10 protein-coding genes are annotated in these 16,711 nt (G+C 69.8%); 7 read left to right on the top strand and 3 right to left on the bottom strand.

Annotation, left to right across the window (positions count from 1 at the left end):
• The first annotated feature begins 34 nt into the window (after positions 1-34).
• Positions 35-1,066: an alanine racemase gene (locus ACFY04_RS29190; protein ID WP_314243216.1), complete on the top strand. Its 1,032-nt coding sequence runs from the start codon at positions 35-37 to the stop codon at positions 1,064-1,066.
• 10 nt (positions 1,067-1,076) lie between these two features.
• On the opposite strand, the gene ACFY04_RS29185 is transcribed toward ACFY04_RS29190, so the two are convergent.
• Complete coding sequence (locus ACFY04_RS29185; protein WP_389121186.1) at positions 1,077-2,537, bottom strand: glycosyltransferase family 87 protein; 1,461 nt, start codon at positions 2,535-2,537, stop codon at positions 1,077-1,079.
• Positions 2,538-2,630: 93 nt separating this feature from the next.
• The gene (locus ACFY04_RS29180) at positions 2,631-5,243 is read right to left on the bottom strand and encodes a transglycosylase domain-containing protein (protein ID WP_389121185.1); all 2,613 of its coding nucleotides are present in this window, start codon (positions 5,241-5,243) and stop codon (positions 2,631-2,633) included.
• 274 nt (positions 5,244-5,517) lie between these two features.
• Here ACFY04_RS29180 and ACFY04_RS29175 point away from each other — a divergent pair, with 274 nt between their 5' ends.
• From ACFY04_RS29175 to ACFY04_RS29165, 3 genes are all read left to right on the top strand, one after another.
• Positions 5,518-6,120 carry a PadR family transcriptional regulator gene (locus ACFY04_RS29175; protein WP_030008393.1) on the top strand — a complete coding sequence of 201 codons (603 nt, stop codon included), beginning with the start codon at positions 5,518-5,520 and terminating at the stop codon, positions 6,118-6,120.
• Between the two features lie 49 nt (positions 6,121-6,169).
• Positions 6,170-7,252 carry an inositol-3-phosphate synthase gene (locus tag ACFY04_RS29170; RefSeq protein WP_389121183.1) on the top strand — a complete coding sequence of 361 codons (1,083 nt, stop codon included), beginning with the start codon at positions 6,170-6,172 and terminating at the stop codon, positions 7,250-7,252.
• A 104-nt stretch (positions 7,253-7,356) separates the two neighbouring features.
• A complete protein-coding gene (locus ACFY04_RS29165) occupies positions 7,357-8,625 on the top strand; it encodes an MFS transporter (protein ID WP_389121182.1) in 1,269 nt (422 codons plus the stop codon).
• Positions 8,626-8,691: 66 nt separating this feature from the next.
• On the opposite strand, the gene ACFY04_RS29160 is transcribed toward ACFY04_RS29165, so the two are convergent.
• Positions 8,692-10,158: a CCA tRNA nucleotidyltransferase gene (locus ACFY04_RS29160; protein ID WP_389121181.1), complete on the bottom strand. Its 1,467-nt coding sequence runs from the start codon at positions 10,156-10,158 to the stop codon at positions 8,692-8,694.
• A 186-nt stretch (positions 10,159-10,344) separates the two neighbouring features.
• On the opposite strand from ACFY04_RS29160, the gene ACFY04_RS29155 reads away from it, so the two are divergent.
• From ACFY04_RS29155 to ACFY04_RS29145, 3 genes are all read left to right on the top strand, one after another.
• Positions 10,345-12,600, top strand: coding sequence for a DUF6049 family protein (locus ACFY04_RS29155; RefSeq protein ID WP_389121179.1), 2,256 nt, complete (start codon positions 10,345-10,347; stop codon positions 12,598-12,600).
• Between the two features lie 46 nt (positions 12,601-12,646).
• Complete coding sequence (gene murJ, locus ACFY04_RS29150) at positions 12,647-14,821, top strand: murein biosynthesis integral membrane protein MurJ (RefSeq protein WP_389121176.1); 2,175 nt, start codon at positions 12,647-12,649, stop codon at positions 14,819-14,821.
• 117 nt (positions 14,822-14,938) lie between these two features.
• Positions 14,939-16,678 carry a protein kinase family protein gene (locus ACFY04_RS29145; RefSeq protein ID WP_389121173.1) on the top strand — a complete coding sequence of 580 codons (1,740 nt, stop codon included), beginning with the start codon at positions 14,939-14,941 and terminating at the stop codon, positions 16,676-16,678.
• Positions 16,679-16,711: the final 33 nt, after the last annotated feature.

Genomic DNA, 16,711 nt, shown 5'->3' with positions numbered 1-16,711 from the left:
CCACGCAGCTTCTCAGGAGAGGTTCCGGACGGGCATGGCGCTCACGCTCTACGTCGACACCGCGCGCTGGCGTGCGCACCAGAAGCAGATCCAGGACCAGTTCCCCGGTCTGATCCCGGTCTGCAAGGGCAACGGCTACGGCTTCGGCCACGAGCGGCTCTGCGAGGAGGCGACCCGCATGGGCGCCGACATCCTGGCCGTGGGAACGACGTACGAGGCCGCCAGCATCAAGGACCGGTTCGGCGGCGACCTGCTCGTCCTCACCCCGTTCCGGCGGGGCGAGGACCCGGTACCGCTGCCCGACCGGGTCATCCGTTCGGTCGCGTCGCTGGACGGGGTGCGCGGTCTGGTGGGCGCCCGGGTGGTCATCGAGTGCATGAGCTCGATGCGCCGCCACGGCATCTCCGAGCAGGACCTCGGCCAGCTGCACGCCGCCATCGAGGACGTCCGGCTGGAGGGCTTCGCCCTGCACCTGCCCCTGGACCGCCCGGACGGCTCGGACGCCGTCGAGGAGGTCATCGGCTGGATGGACCGGCTGCGGGCGGCCCGGCTGCCGCTGCACACCATGTTCGTCAGCCACCTGCGGGCCACGGAGCTCGCGCGGCTGCAGCAGCAGTTCCCGCAGACCCGCTTCCGGGCCCGTATCGGCACCCGGCTGTGGCTGGGCGACCACGAGGCCACCGAGTACCGCGGCGCGGTCCTCGACGTCACGCGCGTGGCCAAGGGCGACCGGTTCGGCTACCGGCAGCAGAAGGCCGCCTCCGACGGCTGGCTGGTCGTGGTCGCCGGCGGTACCTCCCACGGGGTGGGGCTGGAGGCCCCCAAGGCGCTCCACGGTGTGATGCCGCGCGCCAAGGGCGTCGCACGGGCGGGTCTGGCCACGGTCAACCGGAACCTTTCGCCTTTCGTGTGGGCGGGCAAGCAGCGCTGGTTCGCGGAGCCGCCGCACATGCAGGTGTCGATCCTGTTCGTGCCCTCGGACGCGACCGAGCCGAAGGTCGGCGACGAGCTGGTGGCGCACCTGCGCCACACCACCACGCAGTTCGACCGGGTGCTCGACGCCTGAGTCCGACCGGTCAGTCCTGGGAGCTCACGCCCCAGGCGACCCGCTGTCCATCCGAGGGCGTCGCGTACCGCGGCGCCCTCGCCGCGTCCGACAGCACGAACACGTCCTCCGCGCCGTCCAGGACGCCACCGGAGGGGTCGTCCGAGCCGTCCCGCCGTACGACGTCCCGCTCGGGCATCAGGATGTCCCGGACGATGACCGCGCACAGGTACAGGGTGGTCAGCAGGTGGGCGATGATCGCCAGCTGGTAGCCCTCCACGGGCAGGCCCTGGTGCTTGTCGGCGCTGGCCGTGTAGGCGAGGTAGAACCAGATCCCGAGGAAGTAGACGACCTCGCCGGCCTGCCAGATGAGGAAGTCCCGCCAGCGCGGCCGGGCCAGTGCGGCGAGCGGGATGAGCCACAGCACGTACTGCGGCGAGTAGACCTTGTTGCACAGGATGAAGGCGGCGACGACGAGGAAGGCCAGCTGTGCGAAGCGGGGCCGGCGCGGGGCGGTCAGGGTGAGCAGTCCGACGGCCCCGCACAGCAGGAGCGTCAGCCCGGTCGCGTACGTGTTGGCGCCCTCCAGCGAGTTGCCCGAGCGCTGGGAGATCAGCAGCCACACCGAGCCGAAGTCGATGGGCCGTTCCTGGCTGAAGGTGTAGAACTTCTTCCAGCCGTCCCAGGCGAAGAGCATGACCGGCAGGTTGACCACGAGCCAGGCTCCGGCCGCGCCCAGTACGGCGGCGCCGAAGGCGCGCCACTTCCCGGCCCGCCAGCAGAGCACGAACAGCGCCCCGAGCAGCAGTACGGGGTAGAGCTTGGCCGCGGTGGCCAGGCCGATGAGGATGCCGAAGAGGACCGTCCGGCCGCGGGACCACATGAGCATCGCGGCGGCGGTCAGGGCGATGGCCAGCAGGTCCCAGTTGATCGTCGCCGTCAGGGCGAAGGCGGGCGCCAGGGCGAAGAGCAGGGCGTCCCAGGGGCGGCGGCGGTGGGTGCGGGCGACGCACACGGCGATGACGGCCGCGCAGGCCATCAGCATGCCCGCGTTGACCATCCAGTACATCTGTTCGCGGTGCTGCATGGAGCCGCTGCCGGGGGTCAGCCAGGAGGCGATCTCCATGAAGAGCCCGGTGAGCACCGGGTACTCCAGGTACTCCATGTCGCCGGGGAGCCGGTCGAAGTAGGGCGTCAGGTTGTCGGCGAAACCGCGTACCGCGTACAGGTGCGGGATGTCGGAGTAGCAGGCGTGGGTGTACTGCGAGCCCGCCCCCCGGAACCACGCCCAGTCGTAGCAGGGCAGCTTCTGGACCATGCCGAGCGCGAACATGCCGATGGCGATGAGCGCCACGACCCGGACCGGCCCCAGCCAGTGCCCGCCGAGCCTGGCATAGCGGCCGAGCGGGCCGCCGATGAGCTCACTGCCGGCTGCGGCGACCTCGTCCTGCTGCGTCGGCAGAACGGGGCTGTCCTCGTGCACCTTGGTCATGGGCTCATCCTGCCGTACCGGACCGGACACGGGGGAAGGCCGTCGCACAGGGGGTGCGACGGCCTTCCTCGGCTCACGGGGCGGCGGTACGGGTCACTCGGTGCCGGAGCCGTCGAACCCGCCGGTGATACCGCCCGGGCGGCCCGGTTTGCCGGTCTGCGTCGGGGAGGGTGATCCGGAGGATCCGCCGGTCACCCCGGTGCTGGTGCCGGACGTGTCGCCGGAGGTGGTGCCGGTGTCCGTGCCTCCGTTGGTGGTCCCGCGCGTGGTGTCCGGGTCGCAGTACAGCTTCCACGGCGGGCAGGACGGCCGGCCGCCCTTGGACGGGGAGGGGGACGGCGGCGGGGAGCTCGGCGGGAGCGTCGACGGGGAGGGGGACGCCGGGACTACGGCCGAGGGCGTGGGGGAGGGGGCGCCAGCCGAGTCGGCGGTCACGCCGATGTCCTCGGCCTCCGGGAACTGCTTGACCGGGAGACCCTTGAGCGCTTCGCCCATGTACTCGGTCCAGATCTCGGCCGGGATGTCGCCACCGTGGAGGGAGGGGATGTCGCCCACGCCCTTCATGGAGATCAGCTTCTTGTCCGGCGAGTTGGGGTCGGTGCGGAAGAGGACCACCGAGGTGGACAGCTCCGGGGTGTAGCCGACGAACCACGCCGACTTGTTCTCGTCCGTGGTACCGGTCTTGCCCGCAGCGGGCCGGCCCAGCTTCTTGACCTTCTTGCCGGTGCCGTTCTCGACGACGTTCTCCAGCACCTTGGTGATGTTGTCCGCCACGGCGCTGTCCATGGCCCGCTGGGCCTTGGGGGCCTCGAAGCCCGCCTGCTTCTCGCCGTTCTTCTCGACCTCGGTCACGGAGAACGGCTCGCGGTGCGTGCCGGAGGCGGCGAAGGTCGCGTACGAGTCGGCCATGCGGATGGCGCTCGGGGTGGAGGTACCGAGGGCGAAGGAGGCGTCGTTGTTCGGGTTGACCGACTCCTCCAGGATGCCCGTGGACTTGGCCACGGCCCTGACCTTGTCGTGGCCGACATCGAAGACGAGCTGGGCGAACGGGACGTTGATGGACTTCTCCATCGCCTCGTTGAGGGTCACGTACCCGAAGGCGGTGGGGCTCTCGTTCTTCTGCTTGAACGGCGCGCCCGACGCGTCGCGCAGGGGCCTGCCCTCACGGTTGTTGATCACGGTGAGGTCGTTGGCCATGTACTTGCTGTCGGCCGAGATGCCCTTGCCCTTGGAGTTCTGGGTGCCGTACTCCATCGCCGCCGCCAGCACGTACGGCTTCCAGGTCGAGCCGACCGGGACACCGCTGGAGTTGGCGTTGTTGCTGAAGTACTTGTGGTCCCAGCCCGGGCCGCCGTACAGGGCGACGAGGGCCCCGGTCTTCACGTCCACGGAGGCCGCGCCGAACTGCACGAAGGTGTCCGTCTCGGGGCGGCCCTTCTCGTCGATGAACCCGTTACGGGTGTCCTCGACCGCCTTGACCAGGGCGTCCACCCTCGGCTTCTCGAAGGTGGTCTTGATCCGGTAGCCGCCCATGGCCATCTGCTCAGGGGTGATGCCCTTGGCCTTCATCACGTAGGCCTTGGCCGTGTCGACCAGGTAGCCGATCTGGCCGGTCATGCCACGGGCCTGCTCCGACTCGACGCGCGGGGGGAAGTCCGCGTCCGTGAACTTCGCCCGCGTGGCCTTGTCCATCCGGCCGACCTCGACCTCGCGGTCCAGCACCCAGCTCCAGCGCTCCCGGGCCCGCTTCTCGTTGAGGGCGGGGGTGGCCGCGGCGCCGATGCCGCCGTCCGGGTTGTAGAGGTTGGGGCCCTTCAGCACGGCGGCCAGGAAGGCGCACTCGGAGGGGTTCAGGTCCTGGCTGTCCTTGCCGAAGTAGGCGCGGGCCGCGGCCTGGATCCCATAGGCGTCCCGGCCGTAGTAGGCGGTGTTCAGGTAGCCCGCGAGGACCTTGTCCTTCGGCTCGGAGACACCCAGCCTTATCGCGATGAAGAGCTCGGTGGCCTTCCGCTTGAGCGTCTGGTCGGAGTCCAGGTAGGTGTTCTTCACGTACTGCTGGGTGATGGTCGAGCCGCCCTGGGTGGAGCCGCCCGTGGCCATGTTCCACACGGCACGGCCGACACCCATCGGGTCCACGCCCTTGTCCGTCTCGAAGGACTCGTTCTCCGCCGCGATCACGGCGTCCCTCATCGACCGGGGGATGCTGGAGATGGGCACGATCTGCCGGTTCATCGAACCGCCCGTCGCCACCATCTGGCTGCCGTCGGCCCAGTAGAAGACGTTGTTCTGCGCCTGCGCCGCCTTGTTCGGGTCCGGCGTGCTCACCATGGCGATACCGATACCGGTACCGGCCGTGATGACCGCGAAGAAGCCCAGGGCCGTGCCGGCGACGAACTTCCAGGACGGCACGAAGCGCTTCCAGCCGTCCCGGTCGGACCGCGGGTAGTTGATGAGTCGCTTGTCCGGTCGCCCGGTGCCGCGCATGGCGGTGCCGGTTCCTCTCCCGCGGCCGCTGCCTCTCTGGGCGGCCCTGCGGGTCTCGGCACGGCTGCCCTGGGCGGGCTGCGGTGCGTACGGGCCACTGTGTGACGCCGTGGGGACGTCACGTCCGGCCGCGCCCCTTCCGGGGCGCGGCTGGGCGGCGCGGCGGGCTGAGGCGCGCCCACCGCCCTCGGGCTGCGGCGGTTTGCGACGGTGCTCGCTCATCGAACGACTACTCCTCGGGCAGGCGAGTGGCCTGGAAGCGGCAGATTGGTTTCGGTCCCCCCGGTGTCATGGCGCACAGACTACGCACGCTCAAAACGCGCCCAGTGCCGAAGTTCACCCCAAATCAGGCAACGTGCCTGGTGCGAATTGGTGATGTGACACCGGTCACCACGTCCCCCCTTGTCGATCAGAGCGGCCCGTTCTATCGTCTGGATGTATCGAGTCGATACATCAGCTCGGTATAAAGACTCAGGGGCGGAGGAGAGGCAGGCGGATGAGCAGACGCTCAGGCATCCTCGAGTTCGCCGTCCTCGGCCTGCTTCGCGAATCCCCCATGCACGGCTACGAGCTGCGCAAGCGGCTCAACACCTCGCTGGGGGTGTTCAGAGCCTTCAGCTACGGGACGCTCTACCCCTGCCTCAAGACGCTGGTCGCCAACGGCTGGTTGATCGAAGAGCCGGGCAACGCCCCGGAGGACGCTCTCGCCGCTTCACTCGCAGGGCGCCGCGCCAAGATCGTCTACCGGTTGACGGCCGCGGGTAAGGAGCACTTCGAGGAGCTGCTCTCCCACACGGGCCCCGACACCTGGGAGGACGAGTCCTTCGCCGCCCGCTTCGCCTTCTTCGGCCAGACCGAACGAGACGTTCGCATGCGGGTGCTGGAGGGCCGCCGCAGCCGGCTGGAGGAGCGTCTGGAGAAGATGCGTGCCTCGATCGCCCGGACGCGGGAGCGTCTCGACGACTACACGCTGGAGCTGCAGCGGCACGGCATGGAGTCCGTGGAGCGCGAAGTGCGCTGGCTGAACGAGCTCATCGAGAGTGAGCGGGCGGGACGGGATCGGAGACGATCCGGTCCGTCCGACGAAACTGAAAAATGAGGCCTGCATCTCGCAGACCTCGTCCGAGAACAAACAGGGAGCAACCGGAATGGGTTCGGTTCGCGTAGCCATCGTCGGCGTAGGCAACTGCGCCGCCTCGCTGGTGCAGGGCGTCGAGTACTACAAGGACGCCGACCCGGCGGCCAAGGTCCCCGGTCTGATGCACGTCCAGTTCGGCGACTACCACGTGAGTGACATCGAGTTCGTCGCCGCGTTCGACGTCGACGCGAAGAAGGTCGGCCTCGACCTTTCGGACGCCATCGGCGCCAGCGAGAACAACACCATCAAGATCTGCGACGTCCCGAGCGCCGGTGTGACCGTTCAGCGCGGCCACACCTACGACGGCCTGGGCAAGTACTACCGCCTGACGATCGAGGAGTCCGCCGAGGCTCCGGTCGACGTGGTCCAGGTCCTCAAGGACCGCGAGGTCGACGTCCTGATCTGCTACCTGCCGGTCGGTTCCGAGGACGCGGCGAAGTTCTACGCCCAGTGCGCCATCGACGCCAAGGTCGCCTTCGTCAACGCCCTCCCGGTCTTCATCGCCGGCACCAAGGAGTGGGCGGACAAGTTCACCGAGGCCGGTGTCCCGATCGTCGGCGACGACATCAAGTCGCAGGTCGGCGCCACCATCACGCACCGCGTGATGGCGAAGCTGTTCGAGGACCGCGGTGTCCGTCTTGAGCGCACCATGCAGCTCAACGTCGGCGGCAACATGGACTTCAAGAACATGCTGGAGCGCGACCGCCTCGAGTCGAAGAAGATCTCCAAGACGCAGGCCGTCACCTCGCAGATCCCCGACCGTGAGCTCGGCGAGAAGAACGTCCACATCGGCCCGTCCGACTACGTCGCGTGGCTCGACGACCGCAAGTGGGCCTATGTCCGCCTGGAGGGTCGCGCCTTCGGTGACGTCCCGCTGAACCTCGAGTACAAGCTCGAGGTGTGGGACTCCCCGAACTCGGCCGGTGTCATCATCGACGCCCTGCGCGCCGCGAAGATCGCCAAGGACCGCGGCATCGGCGGCCCGATCCTGTCGGCGTCCAGCTACTTCATGAAGTCCCCGCCGGTGCAGTACTTCGACGACGAGGCCCTGGTCAACGTCGAGAAGTTCATCAAGGGCGAGGTCGAGCGCTAACCGTACCCAAGGGTCTTCACGACACCTGGACTTCGGCAGTTCTTCCGCGGAGGGTCCCCGGGCAATGTGCCCGGGGACCCTCCGCGTATGTGACCCTTGCCCTCATGCCTGTCGTACGTGATCTGCGCGTACTCCTGCGCCTGAGGGATTTCCGCAACCTGCTCGCCGTCCGGCTGCTCTCCCAGGCCGCGGACGGCGTCTACCAGGTCGCACTCGCCACCTACGTCGTCTTCTCCCCGGAGAAGCAGACCTCCCCGGCGTCCATCGCCTCCGCCATGGCGGTACTGCTGCTGCCCTATTCGGCAATCGGCCCCTTCGCCGGGGTGCTGCTCGACCGCTGGCGCCGCCGCCAGGTCTTCCTCTACGGCAATCTCCTGCGGGCCTTCCTCGCCTGCGTCACCGGAATGCTGATCGTCGCGCAGGTGCCCGCCTGGCTGTTCTACGCCTCGGCCCTGTCGGTGACCGCCGTCAACCGCTTCGTGCTGTCCGGGCTCGCCGCCTCGCTGCCCCACGTCGTCGGACCCGATCAGCTGGTCACCGCGAACGCGCTCTCCCCCACCGCAGGAACCCTCGCGGCGGTGGCGGGCGGCGGGCTGGCCTTCCTCGTCCGGCTGCTGGCCTCCGACTCCAACGCCCTCGTCGTGCTCCTGGGCGCCGGGCTCTACCTGTCCGCGGCCCTCGTCTCCCTGCAACTGGCCATCGGCCTCCTCGGGCCGGACCACCCCGCCGGCCGGGCCCATCCCTCGGTCACCGAGGGGATCGCTCTCACGGTGCGGGGGATGGCCGAGGGCCTGCGCCACCTCGCCTCCCGGCGCGAGGCGGCCCGGGCGCTCACCGCGATGACCCTGATGCGGTTCTGCTACGGGGCCCTGTTCGTGATGCTGCTGATGCTCTGCCGCTACTCCTGGTCGGACAACGAGTCCGACGGGCTGGCGCTGCTGGGAATCGCCGTCGGCGTCTCCGGGGCCGGATTCTTCGCCGCCGCCGTGGTGACCCCCTGGCTGGTGGGCCGCCTGGGCCCGCTCGGCTGGATCACCGCGTGCTCCGCGGGTGCCGCCGTCCTCGTACCGGCCCTCGGCCTGTTCTTCGCCCCGGAGCCCATGCTGGCCGCCGCGTTCGTACTCGGCCTCGCCACCCAGGGCGCCAAGATCGCCACCGACACCGAAGTGCAGTCCCGGGTGGACGACGACTACCGCGGCCGCGTCTTCTCCGTCTACGACGTGCTGTTCAACGTCGCCTTCGTCGGCGCGGCGGCGGTGGCCTCCCTGATGCTCCCCGCCGACGGACGGTCCGTGATCCTGATCCTCATCGTGTCCGCGCTCTACGCCGCGACCGCCGTCTTCCTGGCCCGCGGCGAGCGACGTTTCACGTGAAACATCAGCTCTGACGAACGCCGGGGCCGATGTTTCACGTGAAACATCGGCCCCGGCGTTCGTGCGTCAGGCCTGCGCGGCCCACCACTCCCTCAGCGCGACGACAGCGGCGTCACGGCCCATCGGACCGTTCTCCAGCCGCAGCTCCAGCAGGAAGGCATAGGCCTTGCCGATCACCGGACCAGGACCCACGTCGAGCACCTGCATGATCTCGTTGCCGTCCAGGTCGGGCCGGATCGCGTCCAGCTCCTCCTGCTCCTGCAGCTGCCCGATGCGCTCCTCCAGCCCGTCGTAGGTCCGGGAGAGGGCATTGGCCTTGCGCTTGTTGCGCGTGGTGCAGTCGGACCGGGTCAGCTTGTGCAGACGCTCCAGCAGCGGACCGGCGTCGCGGACGTAGCGCCGGACCGCGGAGTCGGTCCACTCCCCGTCGCCGTAGCCGTGGAAGCGCAGGTGCAGCTCCACCAGCCGGGACACGTCCTTGATCATGTCGTTGGAGTACTTCAGAGCGGTGAGCCGCTTCTTGGTCATCTTCGCTCCGACCACCTCGTGGTGGTGGAAGGAGACCCGGCCATCGTTCTCGAACCGGCGGGTCCGGGGCTTGCCGATGTCGTGCAGCAGCGCCGCGAGCCGCAGGACCAGGTCCGGGCCGTCCTCCTCCAGTGCGATCGCCTGCTCCAGCACGATCAGCGAGTGGTCGTAGACGTCCTTGTGCCTGTGGTGCTCATCACTCTCCAGCCGCAGCGCGGGCAGCTCGGGAAGCACCCGGTCGGCCAGCCCCGTGTCCACCAGCAGGCCCAGACCCTTGCGCGGGTGGACGGACAGGATGAGCTTGTTCAGCTCGCCCTGGACCCGCTCCGCGGAAACGATCTCGATCCGCTCGGACATCGCCTTCATGGCCGCGACGACCTCCGGGGCGACCTCGAAGTCCAGCTGCGCGGCGAAACGCGCCGCCCGCAGCATCCGCAGCGGGTCGTCGGAGAAGGATTCCTCCGGGGTTCCGGGCGTGCGCAGCACACCGGCGGCCAGGTCCTCCAGACCGCCGTGCGGGTCGATGAACTCCTGCTCGGGCAGGGCCAGGGCCATGGCGTTGACCGTGAAGTCACGCCGGACCAGGTCGTCGTCGATCGAGTCGCCGTAGGAGACCTCGGGCTTGCGCGACGTACGGTCGTAGGCCTCCGAACGGTACGTCGTCACCTCGATCTGGAAATTCCGTACGGCGTCCCCGACGCGGGCGCTCTTCTGCGCCCCGACGGTGCCGAACGCGATACCGACGTCCCACACCGAGTCCGCCCACGGCCGGACGATCTTCAGAACGTCCTCGGGGCGGGCATCGGTGGTGAAGTCGAGATCGTTGCCGAGACGCCCCAGCAGCGCGTCGCGGACGGACCCACCGACCAGGGCGAGGCGGAAGCCCGCCTCCTGGAAACGGCGGCCGAGCTCGTCGGCGACAGGAGCGACCCGCAGCAGTTCACTGACCGCGCGGAGCTGCACCTGACTCAGGGCACTGGGGTTGTCTTCGTTGGCGTTCGGCACAACAGAAAAGGGTACGTGCCCGGCCCCCCAGGAGCCGCCCCGTTTTGCGGCCACCCCGGTACACGGTCACCGGGGCCCTGAGCCGATCATGTGGGGCAAGGCGCGGCACTCGCACACAGCGGGCCTCGTTACCATGCGTGGACGCACAAAAGACGACCACTGACACTTCGAGGGACGGGCTAGCGCGTGGCCGAGGCGGCAGACAACCAGGGGGCGTCCCCCGCTCCTGCCCGGCGCCGGTGGCTGCGGCGCGCGATCGTCCTGCTCGCCGGGACGCCCGTACTGGCCGCTCTGATCTACTCTCCCGCCCCCCGGGCCGAGGCCGCGCAGGCCGCGTCCGTGGACGTCCAGCTGACCTCCATCGCCCCCACGGCACCGGTCAAGGGCGACACACTCACCATCCGGGGCACCGTGCTCAACACCGGTGCCGAGACGATCACCGACGCGCATGTCGGTCTGCGGGTCGGGCCCGCGCTCGCGGACCGCACGTCCATCGACGAGGCGGCGGAGCGCACCGGCTTCCGGGCCGGCGCCGACCCGGGCGAGATCGACCCGGCCTACGCGGTCAAGATCGCCTCCCTGCCATCCAAGATCAGCCAGGAGTTCACGCTCACCATCCCGGTGAACAAGCTGGAGCTGGACAAGGACGGCGTCTACCAGCTCGGCGTCTCCCTGTCCGGGGTGACCGATAGCCGGCCGTCCGAGCAGGTCATGGGCATCAAGCGGACCTTCCTGCCCTGGCAGCCCGAGGCCGCCGGCAAGCGCTCCCAGCTCACCTACGCCTGGCCGCTGATCTCCACCACCCGCGTGACGGCGGAGACGGGCTCCGACGAGCTCCAGACCCCCGTCTTCCTCGACGACTCCCTCGCCGACGAGCTCAGGCCGGGCGGGCGTCTGGAGCAGATGGTCACCCTCGGCAAGGACCTGCCGATCACCTGGGTCATCGACCCCGACCTGCTCTACACGGTCGACGCGATGACCAAGGGCTACCGGGTCCGCAGCCCGGGCGGCAAGCCCGTCCAGGGCAAGAGCAAGGCCGTCGCCGAGCAGTGGCTGAGCTCCCTGGAGGCGGCCGTCCAGGGCAAGAAGGTCGTCGCCCTGCCGTTTGCCGACCCCGACCTCGCCTCCCTCGCCCACCACGGCAAGGACGTCTCGGGCACCCTGGGCCAGCTGCGCCCCGCCACCGACAAGGCGAAGCAGGCCGTCGAGACGGTCCTGCACGTCCCCGCGTCCACGGACTTCTCCTGGCCCGTGGACGGCGCCCTCGACCCCTCGATCGTCAACGTCGCCACCTCGGCCGGCGCCCACAACGTCCTCACCCGCAGCGACAGCCTCGTGGAGAGCGGCGCCCTCGGCTACACGCCCTCGGCCGCCCGGCCCATCGGCGCCGGCACCACCGCCGTCGTGGCCGACGCCGACCTGTCCACCGCCTTCGAGGGCGACATGCTGAACGCCGGGAGCTCCACGCTCGCCGTGCAGCGGTTCCTCGCCCACAGCCTCGCCCTGAACCTGCAGAAGACCGATGAGCCGCGCAGCTTCGTCGTCGCCCCGCAGCGGACGCCCAGCGTCAGCCAGGTCCAGTCGATGGCCGAAGCCGTACGTGGCCTCCAGGCGGGCCGCTGGACCCAGCCCGCGGACCTCGAGGCAGCGGCCGCCGCCAAGCCCGATCCCGGAGCCACCACCCAGGTGCCGGGCGCCGGCCAGTACCCCGAGGACCTGCGCAAGCAGGAGCTGCCGGTGTCGGCGTTCGAGAAGATCCGCACCACGCAGAACACCCTCGACCACTTCAAGGTGATCCTCGCCGCGCCCGACCGCGTGGAGATCCCCTTCGGCAACACCACCAACCGGGAGATGTCCACCTCCTGGCGCGGGCGTCCCGAGGAGGCCCGCCTCTACCGGGACCAGGTGCAGGACTACCTGATCGGTCTGACCGAGAAGGTCAAGGTCGTCCCCAAGTCCGACGCCACCTTGTCCGGACACAGCGCCACCATCCCGGTCAGCGTCCAGAACAGCCTGGTCCAGGACGTCCACGACCTCGTCCTGCGGGTGAAGTCCGCCAACCCGACCCGCCTGATGTTCAGCCAGGACGAGCAGCAGGTCACCGTCCAGGGCGACCACACCCAGACGGTCAAGTTCACCGCCAACGCCACGGCGAGCGGCCCCGTCGAGGTCACGGCGCAGCTGTTCACCAAGGACGGCGTCCCCTACGGCAAGGAACGCAAGTTCACCGTCGAGGCCACCGAGATCACGCCCACCGTGATGCTCGTCATCGCCGGCGGTGTGCTCCTCCTGGTCCTGGCAGGCATCAAGATGTACGCCAGTCGCAAGCGCGTCGCAGCACGCGCGGCCGCCGAGGAGAGCACGCAGCCGAGTGACGAGTCCCCGGACACCGGAGCGCAAAGCGCCGAGGGGTCCGGCACGAGTGAGACAGTGGACCGTTGATTGACGCCGTGGCCGGTCGGCCTGGGGACGATGAGGTGGGGTTTCGATGAACGCGCCGTACGACGGTGACCGCGCGCAGGGCACTGGTGGGCCTGCGCCCTCCCAGGGCACTGCCCCGGGCACCCCGGTGCCCGGGCAGGTTCCCGCGCCTGCGCCCGCGCCGGAGCGTGACCCGTATGTCCAGGATGCCTACGACCACGACCCGTACCGGTCCCAGGACCTGTCGGCCCAGGACCCCGTCGCCGAGGTGCTCTACGACCGGGCCTCGCACCCGCCGCCGCCGCCCGGCACCTACCAGGAGCCCGGCCCGCTCTACGCCGCGCCCACCGCGCCCTCGTACTCCCCCGACCCGCGCGTCTGGGCCCAGACCCCGCCGCCCGAGCCGGACGGCCCCTCGCGCCACCTGCCGTACGGCGACCACGCCACCACCACCCAGTTCGTCGGCGTGGACTCCCTCGTCACCGGTGCCTCGGACGCGCAGCCCGAACCCGACGCCTTCGCGCACCTGTACCGGGACCAGGAGGCGGCGCCCCGCACCCCCGCCGAGGAGCCGCCCGTCGCCGCACCGGCGCCGAGCAAGCCCGCCGGACGGGCCTCGAGCCTGCTGAAGTCCAGCGCGCTGATGGCCGCGGGCACCATCGTCTCCCGCATCACCGGCTTCCTGCGGACCCTGGTCATCGCCGGTGCCATCGGTGTCGGCACCTTCAACGACACGTACCAGATCGCCAACACCCTGCCCACGATGATCTACGTGCTGGTCGGCGGCGGCGCCCTGAACGCCGTCTTCATCCCACAGCTGGTCCGGGCCATGAAGAACGACAGCGACGGCGGGCAGGCGTACGCCAACCGGCTGCTCACCCTCGTCGTGGTGCTGTTGGCGGGCATCACCACCATCTGCGTCCTGGCCGCACCGGTGTTCATCACGATGATGTCGCCGAAGATCGCCTCCGACCCCCAGCAGATGGACGTCGCGGTCGCCTTCGCCCGCTACTGCCTGCCCACCATGTTCTTCATGGGCGTCCACGTGGTCCTGGGTCAGATCCTCAACGCCCGCGGCCGCTTCGGCGCGATGATGTGGACCCCGGTCCTCAACAACATCGTGGTCATCGCCACGTTCGGCGCCTTCATCTGGGCCTTCGGCGGCTTCACCACCTCCGGCGTCAACGCCGCCACCGTCACCCCCGAGGGCGTGCGCCTGCTGGGCCTGGGCACCCTGCTCGGCCTCGCCGTCCAGGCCCTAGCGATGCTGCCGTACCTGCGCGACGCGGGCTTCAAGCCGCGCCTGCGCTTCGACTGGCGGGGCCACGGCCTCGGCAAGGCCGCCCGCCTGGCCAAGTGGACGTTCTTCTTCGTCCTCGCCAACCAGGCCGGCCTCGTGGTCGTCACCCAGCTCGCCACCTGGGCCGGATCCGTCGCCGAGAAGCAGGGCCACCCGGGCACCGGTTTCACCGGCTACCAATACGCTCTGCTGCTGTGGCAGATGCCGCAGGCGATCATCACCGTCTCCGTCATGACGGCCGTCCTGCCCCGCATCTCCCGCTCCGCGCACGACGGCGACGCCGCCGCGGTCCGCGACGACATCTCCTACGGGCTGCGCACCTCGGCCGTCGCGATCGTGCCCTGCGCCTTCGCGTTCCTCTCCCTCGGTGTCCCGATGGCCACCCTGCTGTACGCCGGCTCGGGTTCGGGCGCGCAGAACATCGGCTACATCCTGATGGCGTTCGGCCTCGGTCTGATCCCGTACTCCATCCAGTACGTGGTTCTGCGCGGCTTCTACGCCTACGAGGACACCCGTACGCCCTTCTACAACACCGTCATCGTCGCCGCCGTCAACGCGGCGGGCTCCGCGCTGTCGTTCTTCGTGCTCCCCGCCCGGTGGGCGGTGGTCGGCATGGCCGCCGCCTACGGGCTCGGCTACGCCGTCGGCGTCGGCGTCGCCTGGCGCCGCCTGCGCACCCGGCTCGGTGGCGACCTCGACGGGGCGCACGTCATGCGCACGTACGCCCGTCTCACCGGCGCCTGCGTCCCGGCCGCCGCCGTGGCCGGCGCGGCCGCTTTCGGGGTCACCCAGTGGCTGGGCAGCGGAGTCACCGGCTCCGCCACCGCCCTCCTCGCCGGCGGCATCGCCCTGGCCGCGGTGTTCCTCATCGCCGCCAAGCGGATGCGGATCGAAGAGCTCAACGCGATGGTCGGAATGGTCCGCGGACGTTTGGGGCGCTGATGCGCACAACCGTCGCCCCCTTTCGTGTGTCGTGCTTAGCGTCGGACTGTGGGCACAATTGGCATGGCTTCGCAGACTGGCTGACAGCGCGCAACGGATGGGGAGGCAGGAACGACGGTGGCGGAACGTAGCACGGCTGCCGTCGACGTGGCCGACAACAGCGGCAATGAGCCGCTGACCGCTCAGGCGGCACAGGCCACGTCCGACGGGGTGGACACCCAGAACGGACGAGCCGCGGACGGACCCATGCCCGACAAGGACGGCGAACGCACCAACGCGGCCCCTGCGGCCGCACCGGAACTGCACAGCGGACACAAGCTCGCCAGACGCTATCGGCTGGAAGAGTGCGTCACCCGTGTGGACGGATTCAGCAGTTGGCGCGCGATGGACGAGAAGCTGCGCCGTGCCGTGGGCGTGCACCTGATGCCCGCCGACCACGCGCGCGCTCGCTCCGTCCTGGCCGCCGCCCGGTCCTCCGCCCTGCTCGGCGACCCACGGTTCGTCCAGGTCCTGGACGCCGTGGAGGAGAACGACGTCGTCTACGTCGTCCACGAATGGCTGCCCGACGCCACCGAACTCACCGCGCTCCTCGCCGCGGGCCCGCTGGAGGCCCACGAGGCCTACCAGCTCGTCAGCCAGGTCTCCCAGGCCATGGCAGCCGCGCACCGTGAGGGTCTCGCCCATCTGCGGCTGACGCCCAGCGCGATACTGCGCACCTCCACGGGCCAGTACCGCATCCGCGGCCTCGCCGTGAACGCCGCCCTGCGCGGCATCACCAGCGAGACCCCGCAGCGGGCCGACACCGAGGCCATCGGCGCGCTCCTGTACGCCGCCCTCACCCAGCGCTGGCCGTACGAGAGCGACGCGTACGGCCTCACCGGCCTGCCCAAGGGCGTGGGCCTGATCGCCCCCGACCAGGTGCGCGCCGGTGTCCACCGGGGCCTGGGCGAACTCGCCATGCGCGCGCTCGCCAACGACGGGGCCACCGCCTCCCGCCAGGAACCCGCCTGCACCACCCCTGACGAGCTGGCCAAGGCCGTGGCCGCGATGCCCCGTATCCGGCCGCCTGAGCCCGCCTTCACCGCTCCGCCCGAGTACCAGCACACCACCTACCAGCAGGGCAGCTACGGCCGTCCGCCGACTCACCCCGGCGCGCCGGCCACTCGCACCATCGCCGTCCCGCCGAACCCGCTGCAGAGCCGCACCGGTCGCGTCCTGAAGTGGGGTGTGGCCGCCCTGCTCATCGCCGCTCTGGGCCTGGGCAGCTGGCAGCTCGCCGACACGCTCCTGGACCGGGTCAAGGGCGACAGCGGCGGCACCAACAACTCGGAGTCCACGAAGACGAAAGAGGACGAGAAGAAGCCTGCGGAGAGCAAGCAGCTGCGCATCGTCGACGCATCCGTCTTCGGCAAGGACCCGATCAAGAGCGAAGACGCCGGCAAGGCCATCGACAACAACCGCGACACCGCGTGGGTCACCAAGATCTTCTACGGCTACGAAGGAAAGTTCGGCAACCTGGACAGCTATGACGACGGCAGTGGCATCGTCGTCGACCTCGGCAGCGTCCAGGAGGTGACGGGCATCGACGTGGACATGCGCAGCGCGGGGCACAAGGTCGAGGTCCGCGCCGCTGCCCCCGAGGCCTCCTCACCGCGCGGCATCTCCGACTTCCCCCAGGACTTCGTGAAACTGGGCAACGCGGGGAAGAAACTGGAGGCCACGCTGGAGACTCCGGTCAAGACCCGCTTCGTGCTGGTGCACATCACCGCACTCCCCTCCGAAGGCGGTGGGGACGGCTTCCGCGGCGGCATCAACGAGATCAAGATTCTCGGCATCGGCGACCAGCCGACTCCCTGATCGGTACGTCCCGGGTCCGCTGCACCGTCGGCA

This window comes from Streptomyces sp. NPDC001549 (genome assembly GCF_042894025.1).
In the GTDB taxonomy this organism is placed as follows: Bacteria; Actinomycetota; Actinomycetes; order Streptomycetales; family Streptomycetaceae; genus Streptomyces; species Streptomyces kutzneri.
The sequence above is the reverse complement of the archived record's forward strand: the minus strand, read 5'-3'. Positions and strand labels throughout refer to the sequence as shown.

Bases quoted from the DNA above. Each gene is read 5' to 3' on its own strand.
- murJ (WP_389121176.1), top strand. From the start codon at position 12,647: ATGAACGCGCCGTACGACGGTGACCGCGCGCAGGGCACTGGTGGGCCT.
- ACFY04_RS29185 (WP_389121186.1), bottom strand. From the start codon at position 2,537: ATGACCAAGGTGCACGAGGACAGCCCCGTTCTGCCGACGCAGCAGGAC.
- ACFY04_RS29180 (WP_389121185.1), bottom strand. From the start codon at position 5,243: ATGAGCGAGCACCGTCGCAAACCGCCGCAGCCCGAGGGCGGTGGGCGC.
- ACFY04_RS29190 (WP_314243216.1), top strand. From the start codon at position 35: ATGGCGCTCACGCTCTACGTCGACACCGCGCGCTGGCGTGCGCACCAG.
- ACFY04_RS29165 (WP_389121182.1), top strand. From the start codon at position 7,357: ATGCCTGTCGTACGTGATCTGCGCGTACTCCTGCGCCTGAGGGATTTC.
- ACFY04_RS29175 (WP_030008393.1), top strand. From the start codon at position 5,518: ATGAGCAGACGCTCAGGCATCCTCGAGTTCGCCGTCCTCGGCCTGCTT.
- ACFY04_RS29170 (WP_389121183.1), top strand. From the start codon at position 6,170: ATGGGTTCGGTTCGCGTAGCCATCGTCGGCGTAGGCAACTGCGCCGCC.